General features: G+C 70.7%; 17 protein-coding genes. 1 reads left to right on the forward strand and 16 read right to left on the reverse strand.

All coding sequences use genetic code 11. From position 1 onward, the window contains the following. Window positions 1-10: 10 nt before the first annotated feature. The 13 genes from AB0O93_RS05645 to rpe all read right to left on the reverse strand — a co-directional run bounded on the left by AB0O93_RS05645 (window position 11) and on the right by rpe (window position 13952). Window positions 11-1477 (reverse strand): glutamate synthase subunit beta, encoded by a 1467-nt coding sequence (locus AB0O93_RS05645; protein WP_363341343.1) that lies wholly within the window; start codon window positions 1475-1477, stop codon window positions 11-13. Next, window positions 1470-5990, reverse strand: coding sequence for a glutamate synthase large subunit (gltB, locus tag AB0O93_RS05650; protein ID WP_363341863.1), 4521 nt, complete (start codon window positions 5988-5990; stop codon window positions 1470-1472). Before gltB ends, AB0O93_RS05645 begins: the two co-directional genes overlap by 8 nt. Window positions 5991-6158: 168 nt before the next feature. Next, the gene (gene lgt / locus AB0O93_RS05655) at window positions 6159-7130 is read right to left on the reverse strand and encodes a prolipoprotein diacylglyceryl transferase (protein ID WP_363341345.1); all 972 of its coding nucleotides are present in this window, start codon (window positions 7128-7130) and stop codon (window positions 6159-6161) included. Window positions 7131-7183: 53 nt separating this feature from the next. Continuing rightward, window positions 7184-7978 (reverse strand): tryptophan synthase subunit alpha, encoded by a 795-nt coding sequence (gene trpA / locus AB0O93_RS05660; RefSeq protein ID WP_363341347.1) that lies wholly within the window; start codon window positions 7976-7978, stop codon window positions 7184-7186. Next, window positions 7975-9183, reverse strand: coding sequence for a tryptophan synthase subunit beta (gene trpB, locus AB0O93_RS05665; RefSeq protein WP_363341349.1), 1209 nt, complete (start codon window positions 9181-9183; stop codon window positions 7975-7977). The genes trpA and trpB overlap by 4 nt, the downstream gene beginning before the upstream one ends. Beyond that, on the reverse strand, window positions 9183-9986 hold the full coding sequence (gene trpC, locus AB0O93_RS05670) for an indole-3-glycerol phosphate synthase TrpC (protein ID WP_363341351.1): 804 nt from the start codon (window positions 9984-9986) through the stop codon (window positions 9183-9185). The genes trpB and trpC overlap by 1 nt, the downstream gene beginning before the upstream one ends. Window positions 9987-9988: 2 nt before the next feature. After that, entirely contained in the window at window positions 9989-10219 is a 231-nt protein-coding gene (locus AB0O93_RS05675) for a DUF6704 family protein (RefSeq protein WP_053547452.1), read from the reverse strand. Window positions 10220-10253: 34 nt separating this feature from the next. Then, window positions 10254-10877, reverse strand: a complete 624-nt coding sequence (locus AB0O93_RS05680) for a Trp biosynthesis-associated membrane protein (RefSeq protein WP_363341353.1) — start codon at window positions 10875-10877, stop codon at window positions 10254-10256. After that, complete coding sequence (hisI, locus tag AB0O93_RS05685; protein ID WP_363341355.1) at window positions 10874-11266, reverse strand: phosphoribosyl-AMP cyclohydrolase; 393 nt, start codon at window positions 11264-11266, stop codon at window positions 10874-10876. The genes AB0O93_RS05680 and hisI overlap by 4 nt, the downstream gene beginning before the upstream one ends. Then, on the reverse strand, window positions 11263-12069 hold the full coding sequence (hisF, locus tag AB0O93_RS05690; RefSeq protein ID WP_363341357.1) for an imidazole glycerol phosphate synthase subunit HisF: 807 nt from the start codon (window positions 12067-12069) through the stop codon (window positions 11263-11265). Before hisF ends, hisI begins: the two co-directional genes overlap by 4 nt. After that, complete coding sequence (gene hisG / locus AB0O93_RS05695) at window positions 12069-12911, reverse strand: ATP phosphoribosyltransferase (protein ID WP_310891723.1); 843 nt, start codon at window positions 12909-12911, stop codon at window positions 12069-12071. Before hisG ends, hisF begins: the two co-directional genes overlap by 1 nt. A gap of 40 nt (window positions 12912-12951) precedes the next feature. Further along, the gene (locus tag AB0O93_RS05700; protein ID WP_363341360.1) at window positions 12952-13215 is read right to left on the reverse strand and encodes a phosphoribosyl-ATP diphosphatase; all 264 of its coding nucleotides are present in this window, start codon (window positions 13213-13215) and stop codon (window positions 12952-12954) included. A gap of 44 nt (window positions 13216-13259) precedes the next feature. Further along, window positions 13260-13952 (reverse strand): ribulose-phosphate 3-epimerase, encoded by a 693-nt coding sequence (gene rpe / locus AB0O93_RS05705; protein ID WP_363341362.1) that lies wholly within the window; start codon window positions 13950-13952, stop codon window positions 13260-13262. 20 nt (window positions 13953-13972) lie between these two features. Between rpe and glsA the strand changes: the two genes are divergently transcribed. After that, on the forward strand, window positions 13973-15151 hold the full coding sequence (gene glsA, locus AB0O93_RS05710) for a glutaminase A (RefSeq protein WP_301132300.1): 1179 nt from the start codon (window positions 13973-13975) through the stop codon (window positions 15149-15151). Between the two features lie 21 nt (window positions 15152-15172). On the opposite strand, the gene AB0O93_RS05715 is transcribed toward glsA, so the two are convergent. The 3 genes from AB0O93_RS05715 to AB0O93_RS05725 are packed head-to-tail and all read right to left on the reverse strand — an operon-like array spanning window position 15173 to window position 19442. Next, on the reverse strand, window positions 15173-16540 hold the full coding sequence (locus AB0O93_RS05715; protein WP_363341365.1) for a transcription antitermination factor NusB: 1368 nt from the start codon (window positions 16538-16540) through the stop codon (window positions 15173-15175). Further along, window positions 16537-17460: a methionyl-tRNA formyltransferase gene (gene fmt, locus AB0O93_RS05720; RefSeq protein ID WP_363341367.1), complete on the reverse strand. Its 924-nt coding sequence runs from the start codon at window positions 17458-17460 to the stop codon at window positions 16537-16539. The genes AB0O93_RS05715 and fmt overlap by 4 nt, the downstream gene beginning before the upstream one ends. An 8-nt stretch (window positions 17461-17468) precedes the next feature. After that, window positions 17469-19442 (reverse strand): primosomal protein N', encoded by a 1974-nt coding sequence (locus AB0O93_RS05725; RefSeq protein WP_363341369.1) that lies wholly within the window; start codon window positions 19440-19442, stop codon window positions 17469-17471. Window positions 19443-19463 lie beyond the last annotated feature (21 nt).

Consider the following 19463-nt stretch of genomic DNA (forward strand, 5'->3'; position numbering starts at 1 on the left):
CGGGGCCAGCCTACGCGGGCTGCAGACCGATCGCGACATCATGCGGTCCGACCGGGGCGGGCAGCTCGGTCTCCCCCATGAGGAAGCGGTCGACGTGCGCCGCGGCGGCGCGACCCTCGGCGATGGCCCACACGATCAACGACTGGCCGCGGCCGGCGTCGCCGGCGACGAACACGCCGGGAGCGGTGGTCTGGTAGTCGTTCTCGCGGTGGACGTTTCCGCGGTCGGTGAACTGCGCACCCAGCTGCTCTTCGAGGTGCGTCCGCTCGGGGCCGGTGAAGCCCATCGCGATAAGCACGAGGTCGGCGGGGATCTCGCGCTCCGTGCCGCTCTTGGGCACGCGGCGACCGTCGACGAACTCGGTCTCGGCCACGCGCAGCGCGCGGACCTCGCCGACGTCGTTGCCCAGGAACTCCACCGTCGAGGCGAGGTAGCTGCGCTCGCCGCCTTCTTCGTGCGCGGAGGCGATCTCGAACAGCGTCGGGCTCATCGGCCAGGGCTGGTTCTCCGGGCGCTCCTCGGGAGGGCGCCGTCCGATGGCGAGGTTGGTCACGCTGAGCGCGCCCTGGCGGTGCGCGGTGCCGATGCAGTCCGCACCGGTGTCACCGCCGCCGATGACGACGACGTGCTTGCCTTCGGCGAGGATCTGGTTGGCCGGGGCATCTCCCGCCACGGCGCGGTTCGACTCGACGAGGTACTCCATGGCGAAATGGATGCCGTCCAGGTCGCGCCCCGGGATCGCGAGCTCCCGGGGAAGCGTCGCTCCGGTCGCGACCACGACCGCGTCGTACCGGGCACGCAGGTCGCTCCACGAGATGTCACGGCCGACCTCGACGCCGGCGCGGAACCGCGTGCCCTCGTCCTGCATCTGCCGCAGCCGGGACTCGAGGTGACGCTTCTCCATCTTGAAGTCGGGGATGCCGTACCGGAGGAGTCCGCCGATTCGGTCGTCGCGCTCGTACACGGCCACGGTGTGGCCGGCGCGCGTCAGCTGCTGGGCGGCGGCAAGTCCAGCGGGGCCGGAACCGACCACGGCGACGGTCTTCCCGGTCAGGCGACCCGGCGGCTCGGGCTCCACCCAGCCTCGGGTGAAGGCCTCGTGGATGATCGACACCTCGACCTGCTTGATGGTCACCGGCGGCTGATTGATCCCCAGGACGCACGAGCTCTCGCACGGTGCCGGGCACAGACGCCCGGTGAACTCGGGGAAGTTGTTCGTGGCGTGGAGGCGCTCGATCGCCGCGCGTCCCTCGCCACGCCACGTGAGGTCGTTCCACTCGGGGATGAGGTTCCCCAACGGGCAGCCCTGATGGCAGAACGGCACGCCGCAGTCCATGCACCGACCCGCCTGACGGCGGAGGACCGCGCTGTCACCCGGCTCATAGACCTCTTTCCAGTCCATGATGCGCACCGGCACGGGCCGCCGCGGGGGCAGCTCTCGGTCGGTGACTTTCAGAAAGCCTTTGGGATCAGCCACCGGTCACCTCCAGGATGCGGCTCCAGACGACGTCGCCGTCGGGGTCCAGCCCCTCGGCGGCCGCCGCCTGGCGGGTCTGCAGAACCGCGGCGTAGTCGCGCGGCATGACACGGACGAAGTTGTCCAGTTCGGTCTCGAAGTCCGCGAGCATCGCCGCGGCGAGGGTCGAGTCGGTTTCGGCGACATGCTGCTGCAGCAGGTCGCGGAGGATCTCGGCGTCGCCGGAGCCCAGCGGACCGAGTTCGAGCTCTCCGCTCGCCAGCGCCTCGCGATTCACCAATGCCTCATCGAGCTTGTACGCGTATGCGGTTCCTCCCGACATACCGGCCCCGAGGTTGCGCCCGGTCGCGCCGAGGATGACGGCGAGTCCGCCGGTCATGTACTCGAGCGCGTGGTCGCCGACACCTTCGACGACGGCGGTGGCACCGGAGTTGCGGACGAAGAAGCGCTCCCCCACCACGCCGCGCAGGAACATGGTCCCCTGCGTGGCGCCGTAGCCGATCACGTTGCCCGCGATCACGTTCTTCGAGGCGTCGAAGGTCGCTGCGCGCGGCGGGCGGACGACGATCTGTCCGCCAGACAGCCCCTTGCCGACGTAGTCGTTGGAGTCGCCCTCGAGCCGCAGGGTGATCCCTGCCGGCATGAAGGCGCCGAACGACTGGCCGGCGGAGCCGGTGAGGTTCACCTCGATCGTTCCCGACGGCAGCCCGTTCTCCCCCTGCACGCGCGTGACATGGTGGCCGAGCAGCGTGCCGACCGCCCGCGCGGTGTTGCGGATCGGGAGGTCCACGACAAGATGGCCGCCGTGGGCGATGACGTCCTGTGCCCGCTCGATGATCTGCATGTCGAAGTGTTCGTCGAGCTCGTGATCCTGCGCCCGGCCGCTGCGGCGCGGTTCGGAGTCCGCGAACGCCGGCCCCTCCAGAACGGGGGCCAGGTTCAGCCCGCTCGCCTTCCAGTGCTCCACGGCACCCTCGATGTCGAGGAGCTCGGTGTGGCCGATGATCTCGTCGAGCGAGCGGTAACCCAGCGCCGCGAGGTACTCCCGCACCTCTTCGGCCACGAACTCCATGAAGTTCACGACGAACTCGGGCTTGCCCGTGAAGCGAGCACGCAGGGTCGGGTTCTGCGTGGCGACGCCCACCGGGCACGTGTCCAAGTGGCAGACGCGCATCATGATGCACCCGGATACGACCAGCGGCGCGGTGGCGAAGCCGAACTCCTCGGCGCCGAGCAGAGCGCCGATCACGACGTCGCGACCGGTCTTGAGCTGACCGTCGACCTGCACGACGACCCGGTCGCGCATGCCGTTGAGCATGAGGGTCTGCTGCGTCTCGGCGAGACCCAGCTCCCAGGGCGTCCCCGCGTGCTTGAGGGAGTTCATCGGGCTCGCACCGGTGCCGCCGTCGTGCCCCGAGATGAGGATGACGTCGGCGAGCGCCTTGGCGGTACCGGCGGCGACCGCGCCGATCCCCGACTGGCTGACGAGCTTCACGTGGACCCGCGCGACCGGGTTGGCGCGCTTGAGGTCGAAGATCAGCTGCTTGAGGTCCTCGATCGAGTAGATGTCATGGTGCGGAGGCGGCGAGATGAGACCGACACCGGGGGTTCCTCCTCGCGTCCGGGCGATCTGCGGATACACCTTCTGGGGCGGGAGCTGACCTCCTTCGCCGGGCTTGGCGCCCTGGGCGAGCTTGATCTGGATGTCGTCCGCCTCGGTGAGGTACAGGCTCGTGACGCCGAACCGTCCGGAGGCGACCTGCTTGATCGCGCTCCGACGCTCCGGGTCGAGGAGACGCTCGACGTCTTCTCCGCCCTCGCCGGTGTTCGACTTCCCGCCGATCCGGTTCATCGCGATCGCCAGCGTCTCGTGAGCTTCCTTGGAGATCGAGCCGTAGCTCATGGCTCCGGTCTGGAAGCGCTTGACGATGGAGGCCACCGATTCGACCTCGTCCAGCGGCACGGGTGTCCGGCCCTCGGTGCGCAGCCGGAACAGGCCGCGGAGGGTCTTCAGCTCTTGCGCCTGGTCGTCGACCATGCGCGTGTACTCGCGGAAGATGTCGTAGCGGCGCGTCCGAGTGGCGTGCTGGAGGCGGAACACCGTCTCGGGGTTGAACAGGTGCGGTGCGCCGTCCCGGCGCCACTGGTACTCGCCGCCGGTCCATAGGCGCTCGTGCGCGCGCACCGCGCCGTCCTCGGGGTACGCGTAGGCGTGGCGCGAGGCGTTTTCGGCCGCGATGACGTCCAGGCCGATGCCGCCGAGCTTGGACTCGGTGCCCGTGAAGTACGTGTCGACGAAGTCCTCCGACAGGCCCACGGCCTCGAAGACCTGCGCACCGGCGTAGGAGGACACGGTGGAGATGCCCATCTTCGACATGATCTTCAGCACGCCCTTGCCGAGCGCGTAGATGAGGTTCTTCACCGCCTTCTGCGGGGTGACACCGGTGATGAAGCCGGCGCGGACGAGGTACTCGACCGTTTCCATCGCGAGATACGGGTTGACCGCCGATGCGCCGTAGCCGATGAGCGTGGCGACGTGGTGCACCTCGCGGACGTCACCCGCTTCGACGACCAGACCGCACTTCATTCGCGTCTGCTTGCGGATGAGGTGGTGGTGGACGGCTGCGAGCATGAGCAGGGACGGGATCGGTGCGAGGTCCTTGTTGGAGTCGCGGTCGCTCAGGACGATGAACTCCGCCCCGTCCTCGATGGCCTGGTCGACCTCGGCGCACATCTGCTCGAGGCGCTTCTTCATGCCCTTGTGCCCGGCCTCGACGCGGTACAGACCACGGATGGTCACCGACGTCCGACCCGGCAGCGCCGTGTCGATGTGCTGGATCTTCGCCAGCTCATCGTTGTCGATCACGGGGAAGTCGAGGGTCACCGTGCGAGTGTGCTCCGGCCCCCACTCCAGCAGGTTCCGCTCCGGCCCGAGACCGAGCGACAGGGAGGTGACGACCTCTTCGCGGATGGAGTCCAGGGGCGGGTTGGTCACCTGCGCGAACTGCTGCGTGAAGTAGTCGAAGAGCAGACGCGGGCGCTCGCTGAGGACCGCCACCGGGGTGTCACTGCCCATGGCGCCGAGCGGCTCGGCACCGGTCTGCCCCATCGGGGTGAGCAGGATCCGGACCTCTTCCTCGGTGTACCCGAAGGTCCGCTGGCGACGCGTGATCGACGCGATCGGGTGCACGATGTGCTCGCGTTCGGGGAGGTCGGCCAGACGCACACGACCGGCGTCCAGCCATTCGCGCCATGGGTGGAGCCGCGCCAGCTCGCCCTTGATCTCCTCGTCCTCGATGATGCGACCCTGAGCAGTGTCGACCAGGAACATGCGTCCGGGTTGGAGGCGCCCGCGGCGCTTGATGCGCTCGGGGGCGAAGTCCAACACTCCGGTCTCGCTGCCGATGACGACGAGGCCGTCGGTCGTCTCGGTCCAGCGCCCCGGGCGCAGACCGTTGCGGTCGAGGGTCGAGCCGACGACGGTGCCGTCGGTGAAGATCAGCGCCGCCGGTCCGTCCCACGGCTCCATCTGCATGGAGTGATACTCGTAGAAGGCGCGGAGGTCGGGGTCGACATCGGCCTGCTTCTCATAGGCCTCGGGGACCATCATCATCACGGCGTGCGGCAGGCTCCGCCCGGTGAGGGTCAGGAGCTCCAGCACTTCGTCGAAGGATGCCGAGTCGCTGGCGCCGGGGGTGCAGATGGGGAGCAACGGGTCGATCTGGCCGAGGAGGTCGGACTCCAGCTGCGACTGTCGCGCCCGCATCCAGTTGCGGTTGCCCTTGACGGTGTTGATCTCGCCGTTGTGCGCGAGCATCCGCAGCGGCTGCGCGAGCGGCCACGACGGGAACGTGTTCGTGGAGTAGCGGGAGTGCACGACGGCGAGTTCCGACGCGAAGCGCTCGTCCTGCAGGTCCGGGTAGAACGGCTCGAGCTGCAGGGTCGTGACCATGCCCTTGTAGCCGAGGGTGCGCGCGGAGAGCGTCACGAAGTACGCGTCGAGCTCGGTCCGCGCGCGCTTGCGCAGACGGAACGTGCGGCGGTCGAGGTCGATTCCGGAGAGAGCCGGCGCATCGCCGACGGCAGGGCGGGAGACGAACAGCTGCTCGAAGACGGGACGCGCGGCGAATGCGAGCTTGCCGAGGTTGTCGTCCTCGGTGGGGACCTCGCGCCAGCCGAGGACGGTGAGTCCCTCGGACGCGGCGACCTTCTCGATCCCCGCCTTCTGCGACGCCCGTGCGTCGTCGTCACGCGGCAGGAACACCATTCCGGCGGCGTACTCCCCCGCAGCCGGCAGGGCGAAGTCCACCACCGCGCGGAGGAATGCGTCCGGCATCTGCGTGAGGATCCCCGCTCCATCGCCGGTACCGGCGTCGGAGCCGATCGCGCCGCGGTGCTCGAGGTTCCGCAGCGCCGTGAGCGCCAGGTCGACGATGTCGTGACCGGGTTCGCCGCGCAGGGTGGCGACCATCGCCAGACCGCACGCGTCCTTCTCGAAGTCCGGGTTGTACATTCCCTGCTTCTGCGGGAACCCGGACAGCCCGGATGCCGGGGTGCTCGCCTCGGGGGCGTTGCGACGGGGGCTCGATGCCATACCAACCGTCCTCACGTTGATGCTCAAAATGGGACGACGTCGGCCCGGGACTCGATGAACTGCCTTGTGCGGGTCGTTCGGTGAGCGCTATTTCGTGGCGGGTGTGCTTGTGGCGCTGCCCCCGACCGGCTCGGACGTCGGCGGTTCGCTGACGTCGACGAAGTCGTCGGTGTCCTGCGATTGTACAGCCCCATCCGGGTGCCATTCGCGACCCGGAACGTACGGCGAAGGCTCGCGTCCGGGGTGACGGCGGTTCTGCACGATCATGATCGCGATGCCGACGACGACACCGAAGATGGCCGCCCACACGTTCGTACGCAGTCCCAGGATGATCTCGCTGGGGTCGATGCGGATGGACTCCCACACGATGCGGCCGGCGCTGTACCAGATGAGGTAGAGGCCGAACAGGCGTCCCCACTGGAGCTTCAGCGCCCGCCCTGCCGCCACCAGCACGACGACGCCCGCGACGTTCCAGATGACCTCGTAGAGGAAGGTCGGGTGGAACAGCGTGCCCTCCGGAAGCCCGACCGGCCACGCGGCGTTGGGGTAGTCGATCTCCAGCCCCCAGGGCAGGTCGGTGGGGAGCCCGTAGAGCTCCTGGTTGAACCAGTTGCCGAAACGACCGATCGCCTGCGCCAGGAGGAGTCCGGGGGCGAGCGCGTCGGCGAACGTCCAGAACCGGATGCCGGTCCACCGGCATCCGAGCCATGCGCCCACGGCCCCGCCGATGAGCGCACCGTAGATGGCGATGCCGCCCTCCCAGATGTAGAGCGCGCTGAGAGGGTTGCGTCCCTCACCGAAGTAGAAGTCCCAGTGCGTGAGGACGTGATAGATCCGCGCGGTGACGATCGCGAGCGGGACGGCCAGGAGCGCGATGTCGATGACGACCCAGGGCTCCGCACCGCGCTTGGTGAGGCGGGCGTTGGTCCACAGTACCGCCGCGACGATGCCGGCGATGATGCACAGCGCGTAGAAGTGGATGCGCAGGGGCCCGAGGTCGATGTAGCTGATCGATGGGCTCGGGATGCTGGCGAAGACGCCCGCGGCGACGGTGATCATGAAGAGCAGTGTCCTTGCTGAGGGGATGCCGGCGCGTCGCCGACGTGTGCAGTCTAGTTCGACGCGCGCGCGGTGCCCGCGGAGAGGGCCCTCGCGGTCTCGCCGAGGGACTCCAGTCCCCCGTCGCGCAGCGCGCGGACCAGAGCGGTTCCGACGATCGCGCCGTCCGAGTACTCCACGACACCGGCGACGTGATCGGCGTTGGAGATTCCGATGCCGACGCACGCGTGCGCGGCGCCGTGCTCCCGCAGACGCGACACCAGATTCCGGGCGGCGGCGTCGAGGTCGGCTCGCTCACCGGTGATGCCCATCGTCGACACGGTGTACACGAATCCGGTCGACGCCTCGACGATCATCTTCAACCGCTCATCCGTCGAGGTGGGCGCCGCGAGGAACACCCGGTCCAGACCGGTGCGTTCGCTGGCGCGGATCCACTCCTCTGCGGCATCCGGAGTGATGTCGGGAGTGATGAGCCCCGCGCCGCCGGCCTCGGCGAGCCCATCGGCGAACCGGTCGATCCCGAACTGGTAGATCGGGTTCCAATACGTCATCACCAGGACGGGCACGCTGGTGCGTCGAGTGATCTCGCGGACGGCCTCGAAGGTGTCGCGCAGCCGGAAACCCGCGGCGAGGGCCGCCTGTGTCGCCTCCTGGATCACCAGCCCGTCCATCACCGGATCGGAATACGGCGGACCCAGTTCCAGGATGTCCACGCCGTTCTCCGCGAGCGTGACGGCCGCATCGATGCTGGTCTGCAGGTCGGGATACCCGATGGGCAGGTATCCGATGAGCGCACCCCGGCCTTCTGCACGGGCCGCGTCGAGCGCCGCCGACACGCGCGAGGTCACTCGGATGCTCCCTCGTCGTAGAGGCCGAAGTACTTCGCCGCCGTGTCCATGTCCTTGTCACCGCGCCCGGAGAGGTTGACGGCCAGAATGGCGTCCGGGCCGAGTTCGCGGCCGATGCGCAGAGCCCCGGCGAGGGCATGCGCGGATTCGATCGCGGGGATGATGCCTTCGGTCTCGGAGAGGAGGCGGAGCGCCTGCATCGCCTCGTCGTCGGTGGCGGGGATGTACTCCGCGCGTCCGATGGCGGCCAGCCACGCGTGCTCGGGACCGACACCGGGATAGTCGAGCCCCGCGGAGATCGAGTGCGACTCCGTGGTCTGACCGTCCTCATCTTGCAGCACGAACGTCTTCGCGCCGTGGAGGACTCCGGGCCGGCCCCGGCCGATCGAGGCGGCGTGGCGCGGCGTGTCGACACCGTCGCCGGCGGCCTCGACGCCGTAGAGCTTCACGCCGTCGTCGTCGAGGAAGGCATCGAACATGCCGATCGCGTTGGATCCTCCGCCGACGCACGCGAGGACGGCGTCGGGGAGCCGGCCCGTCTCCTCGAGCAGCTGGGCGCGTGCCTCTTCGCTGATGATCTTCTGGAAGTCGCGGACCATGGCCGGGAACGGGTGGGGTCCGGCGGCCGTGCCGAAGATGTAGTTCGTGGTCTCGACGCTCGAGACCCAGTCGCGGTAGGCCTCGTTGATGGCGTCCTTGAGGGTGCGCGATCCCGTCGTGACGGGGATCACCTCGGCGCCGAGCAGGCGCATGCGCGCGACGTTCAACGCCTGCCGCTGCGTGTCGACCTCGCCCATGTACACGGTGCAGTCGAAGCCGAACAGCGCCGCGGCGGTGGCGGTGGCCACGCCGTGCTGGCCAGCGCCGGTCTCGGCGATGACGCGGGTCTTGCCGAGGCGCTTGGTCAGCAGCGCCTGGCCGATGACGTTGTTGATCTTGTGCGAACCGGTGTGGTTCAGGTCCTCGCGCTTGAGGAAGATGCGCGCCCCGCCGGCGTGCTCGGCGAACCGCGGCACCTCGGTGATCGGCGAGGGGCGGCCGCCGTAGGAGTGGAGAAGGCCGACGAATTCCGCCTGGAAGGCGGGGTCGACCTTCGCGGCGTCGTAGACCTCCGTCAGTTCGTCGATCGCCGCGATCAGGGACTCGGGCATGTACCGCCCGCCGAAATCGCCGAAGAACGGCCCGGTCACTTCGCGAAGACTCATCAGGACTCTCTTCCTCCGGGGAGGGTGTCCGCGCCCGCCTCGAGGAAGGCACGCAGGGTGGTGACGGGGTCGCTGGTGACCAGCGCCTCGCCGATGAGGACGACGTCCGCGCCCGCGGCGCGATAGTGCGCGACGTCGGCCGGGGTGAGGACGGCGGACTCGGCGATCTTGATCGTCCCGGCGGGGATGCGCTCGACCAGCCGGCCGAAGAGATCCCGGTCCAACTCGAACGTCGACAGGTCACGGGCGTTGACACCGATGAGGTCGGCGCCGAGGTCGACCGCACGATCGACCTCCTCCGCCGAGTGCGTCTCCACGAGTGGGGTCATACCGAGCTCGCGGGTGAAGGCGTGGATCCGCGCGAGGGTGTGCTGATCGAGAGCGGCGACGATGAGGAGGACGAGATCTGCTCCGGCGGCTCGAGCTTCGAGCACCTGGTACTCGTCAGCGATGAAGTCCTTCCGCAGGACAGGGAGGTCCACCGCGCCGCGCACCGCCTCCAGATCCGCCAGGCTCCCCTTGAAACGGCGTCCCTCCGTGAGGACGGAGATCGCAGCAGCTCCCCCTTCCTCATACCGTCGCGCCTGCAGCGCCGGGTCGGGAATGAGCGCGAGGTCGCCGCGCGAAGGACTCGCGCGCTTGACTTCGGCGATGATCTTGACGCGATCGTCCGGCGCGAGCGCCGCCAGGACGTCGAGAGCCGGGGTACGCGCGAGGGCGGCGGCCTCCACCGCGGACCGAGGTGTCGCGCGTGCGCGCGCCTCTGCATCCTCCACCGCGCCGGCCGTGAGGTCGGCGAGCACGCTCAGTGCTCTTTCGCGATGTACTTGGTGCCGTTCACGCCGTATCCGGCCTTGGCCATGATCCAGCCGGTCAGGAGGCCCACGACGAGGAGACCCGCCGACGCCCAGACCAGGACCGGCATGTCGAACCAGTAGAACAGTGTGCCCAGCGCGACCGCGACGAGCATGATCGTGACGGCCGTCCAGGCGGCGGGAGAGTGGCCGTGGCCGGGGTCACCGATCTCGTTGCTCATGGGGGTTCCTCCTGTCAGCGCGGGTTTTCTCAGTCTAGCGGTCGGCGGTCGGGTCTTCTCCGCGCGACAGGTCGTCCCACGAGTCGATGGCCGTGTCCCGAGCCGCATCGGCCGGTCGCGCGTCGTCCGCGCCCGCTGCCCGTGCGGGCGCGTCGCCCTCGGCACGATACCGGCGATCCGCGCTGCGCCATCGGCGCGCGGTCACCAGGATCAGGATGCCGCCGGCGGCGAGGACCACCCAAGCGACCAGCGTGATGAAGGGCCAAGGAGTGGGTGTGAGTGAGGCCACGAGGTCGCTCACCGCCCGGGACCCCGTGATGCCGGTCGCCTCGGTGACACTCGCCGACACGGCCGAGATCGGTGTGGCGAAGGCGGTGCCGGCCGTCAGCGCACCCAGGAGCACCGCGATGACGACCGTGAGCGCGCCGAAGACGTACCGCAGGACGACCCCGACGATCGACAACGCTCCGCCGAGGGCGAGGACCGTCAGGCTCAGGGGGGTCAGGAGCGCCAGCGCGCCGTCGCCGGGAACGAGGAGGGGCTCGGCCGCTCCGTCGTCGAGGAGGACCGTGAACCAGGTCTGCGTCGCGGAGATCACGCCGACGGCCCCGCACGCGAGGAGCGTCAGGACGCTGATCAGACGGGATCGCGCGGTCACGCGCCCGTCTCCGGCCCGCGCGCGGGTTCGAGGTCGAGCGTGTCGAAGCAGGATCGCAGGCCGGTGTGGCAGGCGGCCCCCACCTGCTCGACCTCGACGAGGATCGCGTCGCCGTCGCAGTCGAGGCGCGCTCCGCGGACGAGCTGGATGTGACCGGACGTGTCGCCCTTCCGCCAGTACTCGCCGCGCGAGCGCGACCAGAAGGTCACACGACCCTCCGTCAGCGTCCGGCGGAGAGCCTCGGCGTCCATCCATCCGAGCATCAGGACCTCGCGGGTGTCCCATTGCTGGACGATGGCGGCGACGAGGCCGTCCGCGGTGAAGCGCACGCGGGAGATCCGCTCGGCGACGGCGTCCTCCGAAATGCCGCCGGGGTCGACGTAGCTCATGCGGCGGACTCCCCCGGGAGGAGGCTTTCGCGCACGGCGATCCCCTGCCCGGCCATGCTGCGCTTGACGTCGCCGATCGTGAGCTGACCGGTGTGGAACACGGACGCTGCGAGGACGGCATCCGCCCCCGCGGCGATCGCCGGACCGAAGTGCTCGGCCGCTCCCGCGCCCCCAGAAGCGATGACGGGCACCCGCGAGGCCTCGCGCATGAGCCGGACGAGCTCGAGGTCGAAGCCCTCTCTCGTACCGTCGGCGTCGATCGAGTTGACCAGGAGCTCTCCGGCCCCCCGCTCGATGGCCTCGCGAGCCCAGGCGAGCGCGTCGATGTCGGTCGCGGTACGTCCGCCGTGGGTGGTCACCACGAACCCGGAGGGGATCTCGTCGGTCGGGCCCCCGGGGCGCCGCATGACGTCCAGGGAGAGGACCAGGACCTGGGCCCCGAACCGGTCGGCGATCTCGTCGAGGAGCGCGGGGCGCGCGATGGCGGCCGAGTTCACGCCGATCTTGTCGGCCCCCACGGCGAGCAGACGCGCGACATCGTCGACGGAGCGCACTCCCCCGCCGACGGTCAGCGGGATGAAGACCTCCTCGGCGGTGCGGCGCACGACGTCGTACGTCGTCGCACGCTCGTCGACGGTCGCGGTCACGTCGAGGAAGGTGATCTCGTCGGCGCCCTGCCGGAAGTACTCGCGGGCGAGCTCCACCGGATCCCCCATGTCGCGGAGGTTCTGGAAGTTCACGCCTTTCACCACGCGGCCGCCGGCGACGTCGAGGCACGGGATGACGCGGCAGACGAGGCTCATCAGAGTCTCGCGTTGTCGATCGCGGTCACCAGGATCGCGCGCGCCCCAAGGGCGTAGAGGTCGTCCATCGCCTGGTTGACCTTCTTGCGCGCCACCATGACCCGCACGGCGACCCAGTCGGGGTCTCGCAGCGGAGAGATGGTCGGCGATTCGATGCCGGGCGTGAGCGCCACGGCGTCATCGATCAGGGCCACGGGGAGGTCGTAGTCGACGAGGACGTACTGCCGCGCGACGAGGACTCCGCGCAGGCGGCGGAGGAGCGTCTCGGTCCCGTCGGCGTCGCTCGGTCCCGTGATGAGGACCGCTTCGGAACGCAGGATGACAGGGCCGAAGACCTCGAGCCCCGCCTGGCGGAGCGTGGTGCCGGTCTCGACGACGTCGGCGACGGCATCCGCGACTCCCAGCCGCACCGCGGACTCGACCGCGCCGTCCAACGGCACGAGGTCCACCGCGATCCCGTGGCGGTCGAGGAACGCGTCGACGAGTCCGGGATACGACGTCGCCACCCGCTTGCCCTCGAGGTCCGAGAGCTCGGAGAACGTCCCGGTCGGAGCGGCGAAGCGGAAGGTCGACCCCGCGAAGGCGAGGGATTCGATCTCGCGCGCGCCCGGCATCCGGGCATCCAGGAGCAGGTCGCGACCGGTGATGCCGACGTCGAGCGCCCCGGAGCCGACGTAGGTGGCGATGTCCTTCGGGCGCAGGTAGAAGAACTCCACGCCGTTGTCGGGATCGAGGACGTGGAGGTCCTTCGGGTCGCGGCGGCCGGTGTACCCGGCCTCCTGGAGCATCTCGGACGCGGTCTCGGCGAGCGAGCCCTTGTTCGGCACGGCGATTCGCAGCATGTCGGGACTTTCGATGGGGGTGAGCGGTGGGACGGAGCGCTCAGAGATGTCGGTAGACGTCCTCGAGGGTGAGGCCCTTCGCGAGCATCAGGACCTGCAGGTGGTAGAGCAGCTGCGAGATCTCCTCGGCAGCGGCATCGGTCGACTCGTACTCGGCCGCCATCCACACCTCGGCGGCCTCCTCGACGATCTTCTTTCCGATCGCGTGCACACCGGCGTCCAGCTGCGCGACGGTCCCGGATCCTTCGGGTCGCTCGGCCGCTTTGGCGGAGAGCTCATCGAACAGCGCATCGAACGTCTTCACCATGCAAGGGTAGCGCGCCGCGGGAGGGTGATCCGGCGCCGTGGTCAGTGCGCGTGCGCGGCGGCCTGGCCGCGAAGAGCCGCGATCGCCGCTCCCGGATCGTCGGCGCCGAAGACCGCCGAGCCGGCGACGAACGTGTCCGCTCCCGCTTCGGCCGCCTGCGCGATGGTCGCGGCGCTGATCCCGCCGTCCACCTGCAGCCAGACCGCCGACCCGCGCCGCGCGGCTTCGTCGGCGAGGAGGCGGAGCTTGGGCATCGTCTCGGGTATGAAGGACTGGCCCCCGAACCCGGGTTCGACGGTCATGACGAGGATCTGATCGACCTCGCCCCACAGCTCATCGAGAGCGGATGCCGGTGTCCCGGGCTTCACCGCGACACCCGCGCGCGCGCCGATGTCGCGCAGTCGCCGGGCGAGGGCGATCGGGTCGCGCGCCGCCTCGAGATGGAAGGTCACGGACGCCGCGCCGAGCTCGGCGTAACCGGGGGCCCAGCGATCGGGGTCCTCGATCATGAGGTGCACATCCAGCGGAATCGGGCTCGTCTGCTGAATCCGCTCCACCATCTGGGGGCCGAAGGTGAGGTTCGGCACGAAATGGTTGTCCATGACATCGACGTGCGCGAAGTCCGCGGCGGCGATCCGGGCGAGCTCGGTCTGCATGTTGACGAAGTCCGCCGCCAGGATGCTGGGGTTGATGCGGATCTCGCGCGCGGGCTGAGGGACGTCACGGGCGGGCACGGGTCCATTATGGTCGAGCCGTGGATCCCATCACGGCACTGCTCGACGACCTCCTCGACGAGATCAGACCGATGGACGACGGCGCGCCGGCCGCATACATCCCCGAACTCGCCGCGGCGGACCCCGATCGACTGGCGTTCGCCGTGGTCGGACCGCGCGGTCGTGTGCGGGTCGTCGGCGACGGCGAGCACGAGTTCACCATCCAGTCGATCTCGAAGCCGTTCGTCCTGGCACTGGCTCTCGAGGAATGCGGGCGCGAACGGGTCCTCGAGTGCGTGGGCGTGGAGCCGAGCGGCGAGCCCTTCAACGCGATCAGCCTCGCCCACGACACCGGGCGTCCCGCGAACCCGATGGTCAATGCCGGTGCGATCGCGACGACGGCGCTCGTCGGAGAACCGGAGAGCGACATCGACGAGCGCACGGCACGTATCGTCTCGAAGCTGTCGGCGTTCGCGGGCCGCTCCCTGTGGGTCGATGAGGCGGTGTACGCCTCCGAGTCGGCGACGGGCGATCGCAACCGCGCCCTCGGGCACCTGCTGCGCTCCTACGGCGTGATGACCGGGTCCGTGGAGGCGGCGGTGGAGACCTATTTCCGCCAGTGCTCGCTGCTCGTGACCGTCCGCGACCTGGCGGTGATGGCCGGGACCCTGGCGTTCGGCGGTGTGAACCCCGTGACCGGCGTCCGGGTGGTGAGCACCCGCGTCGCGCGCGATGTGCTCTCGATCATGTCGTCCTGCGGGATGTACGACTACTCCGGCGAATGGCTCCTGCGCGTGGGCCTGCCGGCCAAGAGCGGCGTGAGCGGCGGGCTGCTGGCCGTGGCACCCTCGCAGTTCGGCGTTGCCGCCTTCAGCCCGCGGCTCGACGCGCACGGCAACAGCGTGCGGGCCATCGCCGCCGTCGAGACCGTGTCGGACCGCTTCGACATGCACCTGCTGGAGTCGCACGAGAACGTCGCGGTCCCGGCGCTGCGGATCGAACGCACCGGCGAGGGCCGCGTGGTCCACCTGGGCGGCGAACTCGGCTTCTCCGGCACGGAGCGGGTCATCGGGGTGCTCCGGGAGATCGCCGCCTCCGTTCCCGACGGCACCGAGGTCGTCGTCGACGCGTCGGAGCTCGCCCGCACGCACCCGGCCGCGCTCATCGCGCTCCGCGCGGAGTTCGAAGTGATGCCGGAGGGCTTCAGGCTCGCGGAGTGAGCCGGGAAGCGGATGCCGCCCCTAGGCCTTGCGCAGGAGAGTGATCGACATCGCGTCGGTGCCGTGGCGATGCGGCCAGAGCTGAGCCCGGAGAGTCCCGTCGGTCTGCGCCGGCAGGTCGGTCCGTGACGACGCGATGCCCGCGATCACGTCGCGCGCGGGGAGCTCCTCGACCGCGTCGCCCCAGGACGCGCGGACGTCCGCGACGACCGCCGTGGTCTCGGCGAGATGCGGTGAGCACGTCACGTACGCGACCACGCCGCCCGGCGCGCACGCCACCAGCGCGGCATCCAGCAGTTCCCGCTGGAGGGACGCGAGCTCGGGGACGTCCGCCGGGGTCTTCCGCCACCGCGCCTCCGGGCGCCGCCGCAGCGCGCCCAGCCCCGTGCAGGGCGCGTCGACGAGGACGCGATCGTAGGCCCCGGGGTCGCGAGCCGCGCGGGAGCGACCGTCCTCTTCGGAGACGGGAACCTCCATCGGCACGCCGGCGACGGCTTTGCGTACGAGACCCGCGCGGGCGGGAACGATCTCGTTGGCCTCGACGCGCGCGTCGACCTTCAGCGCCTCCGCGGCCAGAAGGGCGGTCTTGCCTCCGGGCCCCGCGCACAGATCGAGCCAGCGCTCCCCCGCCTTCGCCGGCAGCGCCCGGGCGAGCGCCAGCGCCGCGAGCTGAGAGCCCTCGTCCTGCACGCGGATGCGGCCGTCCGACGCGGCCACCGTCGCTTCGGGGTCGCCGCCCTCGGAACGGAACCCGAACGGTGACAGCGGCGTGGCACGCCCATCCGCGGGTCGGTCGGCGAGACCCGGCAACGCGATCATCGTCACGGCGGGTGCCGCGTTGTCCGCGGCGAGCAACGCGTCGAGTTCGTCGGCGCGCCCCTCGGCGGCGAGGGCCCGACGGAACGCGCGCACGACCCACACCGGATGGGAGGTCAGCAGACCGATGCGCTCGTCATCGGACCGTGCACCCTCGGCGATGCGCGCCATCCACTCCCCCGGCGTGTCGCGCGAGACCCGCCGCAGCACGGCGTTGACGAAGCCGCTCGGGCCCCGGCCCGCCGCCGCCCGCGCGAGTTCGACCGACTCGTTGACGGCGGCGTGGGACGCGACGCGGGTGGACAGCAGCTGGTGGACGCCGAGCCGCAGCGCGTCGACCAGCGCCGGATCGATGTCCGCAACGGCCCGATCGGCGGCCACGCCGATGATCGCGTCGTACGTTCCCTGACGCCGCAGAGTGCCGTAGGTGAGTTCCGTCGCCAGCGCGGCATCCGCACCCGAGACGCCGGCCCGTGCGAGGGACACCGGCAGGAGCAGGTTCGCGTACGCGTCGGACTCGTGCACGGCCCGCAACGTCTCGTAGGCGATGCGACGAGAAGCGGAGGCGCTCACGAGCCGGCCACCGCGGAGGTCACGCGCAGCCCACGCCACCAGTCGGCGGCGTTCATCGCCGATCGACCCGCGGGCTGCACCCGGTCGAGGACCACCGGAGCGTCGGCGGTGCCGACGAGGAGGCGTCCTTCGTGGAGGGACAGCGTGCCGGGATCCAGGCGCGGCGACGGATCGGGCGAGCGTCGCGCGGTCAGGATCTTCAGCCGCATCCCCGCCACCTCCGTGTGCGCGCCCGGCTCGGGCGTCGTCCCTCGGATGCGACCGAGGACCGCGGCAGCCGGGGCGTCCCAGCGGACGCGTCCGTCGTCGATGGAGAGCTTGGGCGCGTACGTGACGTCGCCCTCCTGCGCGCGGGCGACCGCCGTGCCGGAGGCGAGGGCGTCGACCGCCGCGAGGAGGACACCGGTCCCGACGTCCGCCAGCGTCGAAAGGAGCTCCCCCGCGGTGACGTCCTCCGGCGTGCGCATCGCCTCCTCGGCGATGACGTCCCCGGCATCCAGCTCCGCGACCAGGTGGAAGACGCTCACTCCGACCTGCTCGTCGCCGGCGATGAGCGCGTGCTGCACGGGAGCCGCGCCCCGCCACCGGGGCAGGAGGGAGAAGTGCAGGTTGATCCAGCCGAGACGCGGCGCGCTGAGCAGCGGCTCCCGCACGAGGCCTCCGTAGGCGACGATCACGCCAAGGTCGGGGCGACGCGCGCCGATCTCGGCGGTCGCGGTGTCATCGAGGCGTGCGGTGCGAAGCGTCTCGATGCCGAGCTCTTCCGCGGCGGCGGCCACGGGAGAGGGCGTCAGCACGCGTCGTCGGCCGAGGGGGGCGTCGGTGCGGGTCACGACCAGATCGACCTCGTGCGCGGAGGCCGCGAGGGCCTTCAGGGATGGAACCGCGACCGCCGGGGTTCCGGCGAAGACCAGACGCATGGAGCTCCTCACAACTCGAGATCGGGCACATCGACCCGCACTCTGAGTGTATTCCGGCGCACCTGGCCCCTCCCGCGCGGCGGCCGGCGGCCGGACACCGCATCGCTCACCACGGACGCGCGCAGGCTCTCGGCCACCCGCGCCCCGCGCGCGTAGTCGAACCGGACGAGCGCACGCGCGCCGTCCTCGCCGTCCACCGGACCGAGGATCGCCTCGGCGTCGAGCTCGGGGACATCCTCCCGCAGCTTCTGCAGCGCGGTGTCGACCGAACGCCGCGCGCCGCTGAGGGCCGCGACCCGGACGGTGGGCGGCATCCGCAGGGGCAGGCGAGCCGCGAGCTCGGCGCGCGCGTAGGCGGGCTGCGTCCATGTCGCCAGTGCCCGCGCGACCGCCCCGGTGACCCCGACGAGGTGGACCGGCGCACCGGGCGCGGCCAGCGCGGCGGCGTTGGACCACCACCGGAGGCAGGACTCGCCGATGCGCAGATCGTCCGCCATCAGCATCCGATCTCCGTCGAGCAGGATGACGGCGCGGTAGCCGCCCCGAGCGATCGGTTCTCCGCCGCGGGTGGCGACGACGAGTGCGGGCCGGTCGTCGACCCGCAGGACCGGATGATCGCCGTCGGCGACGATGACCCGGGTTCCGGGAAACGCACGACCGAGTTCGTCGGCGGTCCTTTCGCTGCCGGAGGAGGCCATCCGCACCCGATCCGAATCGCACTCGGAGCATCGCCAGGCGTGGGCGCTGCGCCCGCACCACGTGCACACCGGGACGGCTCCCGGGCCCCGCGCATGCAGCGGACCCGCGCAGTGGCGGCACCGCGCCGGATGCCGGCACTCGGCGCACACGAGGACCGGCGCGTATCCCGGTCGGGCGACCTGGACCAGGACCGGCCCGTGCGCGAGCGCCTCGCGGGCGGCGGCGTACGCGGTGGAGGGGACGCGCGTCCCGCGGGACTCCCCCTCGCGCGTCGCGCTGAGGACCACCCGCGCCCCGACGCGGCGTCGCGCCGGCAGATCCCGTACCCACCCGACCGCGACCAGACGCTCGACATCCGTCGTTCTGGTGTGCCCGGCGAAGACGAGGGCACCGCCCTCGAGCTCCTGGCGCAGGAGCGCGGCGTCCCGAGCGTGCACGCCCGGTGAGAGCGGCTCTCCGAGGAGCGGGTCGCCGTCGTCCCAGATCGCCACGAGCCCGAGGCCACGCGCCGGGGCGTAGACGGCCGAGCGGTTCCCGACGACGATGCAGGGGGCTTCGGCGAGCGTCCGCAGATACGCCGCGTACCGAGCGGGTGAGGACTGCGCGGCGTCGTGGCGGACGACCGCGGCGGGCGGGACGCGACCGACCAGCGCCTCCTCGACCTGCGCGCGGTCCCGATGGTCGGGGACGACGACGACCGCGGTCCGCCCGCGCGCGAGGGTGTCCACCGCGAGTGCCGCGAGAAGATCCGCCCACGCCCCGACGTCGTCGCCCGCCGGGAGGCGCACAGGATGCGGCGGCGCGTCGAGTGCGATCCGCGCATCCGCACGCATCGCCTCATCGAGGCCGGGGAACCCGGACAGACGCATCCTCGCCCACTCGCGCACGGTCTCGTCGATCGCAGGGGCCTCCGGAGCCTCCGAGGCCAGCCAGACCTTCTCGGCCCGCACCATCCGTTTCGGGATGGCCAGGCGCAGGATGTCGGCCGCCGAGCCCGCCGCACGATCTGCGACGCGACGCACGAGTCGGTACAGATCCGGTGTGAGGACCGGAACGGAGGAGACCACGTCCTCGATCTCGGACAGCGGCCGTCCCCCCTCTTCGGCGACCGCGCGCTCCACGAGAAATCCCTCGACGACCCGGCCCGCGCTGCGCAGGGGCACCTTCACCCGCACACCGGGTTGGGCGAGCGCGTCGAACTCCCGTGGGATCGCGTAGTCGAAGAGGCGATCGAGCTGCGGCAACGGCGAGTCGATCAGGACCCGGGCGACCGGGAGGCTCACGTCGTGCACCCGCGCAGCCGG

Source organism: Microbacterium sp. NPDC077184, from assembly GCF_040687055.1.
In the GTDB taxonomy this organism is placed as follows: domain Bacteria; phylum Actinomycetota; class Actinomycetes; order Actinomycetales; family Microbacteriaceae; genus Microbacterium.

Excerpts from the sequence above, each read along its gene's own strand:
- hisG (WP_310891723.1), bottom strand. The coding sequence starts at position 12,911 with ATGCTGCGAATCGCCGTGCCGAACAAGGGCTCGCTCGCCGAGACCGCG.
- hisI (WP_363341355.1), bottom strand. The coding sequence starts at position 11,266 with ATGAGCTACGTCGACCCCGGCGGCATTTCGGAGGACGCCGTCGCCGAG.
- lgt (WP_363341345.1), bottom strand. The coding sequence starts at position 7,130 with ATGATCACCGTCGCCGCGGGCGTCTTCGCCAGCATCCCGAGCCCATCG.
- hisF (WP_363341357.1), bottom strand. The coding sequence starts at position 12,069 with ATGAGCCTCGTCTGCCGCGTCATCCCGTGCCTCGACGTCGCCGGCGGC.
- trpB (WP_363341349.1), bottom strand. The coding sequence starts at position 9,183 with ATGAGTCTTCGCGAAGTGACCGGGCCGTTCTTCGGCGATTTCGGCGGG.
- AB0O93_RS05675 (WP_053547452.1), bottom strand. The coding sequence starts at position 10,219 with ATGAGCAACGAGATCGGTGACCCCGGCCACGGCCACTCTCCCGCCGCC.
- gltB (WP_363341863.1), bottom strand. The coding sequence starts at position 5,990 with ATGTACAACCCGGACTTCGAGAAGGACGCGTGCGGTCTGGCGATGGTC.
- fmt (WP_363341367.1), bottom strand. The coding sequence starts at position 17,460 with ATGCGTCTGGTCTTCGCCGGAACCCCGGCGGTCGCGGTTCCATCCCTG.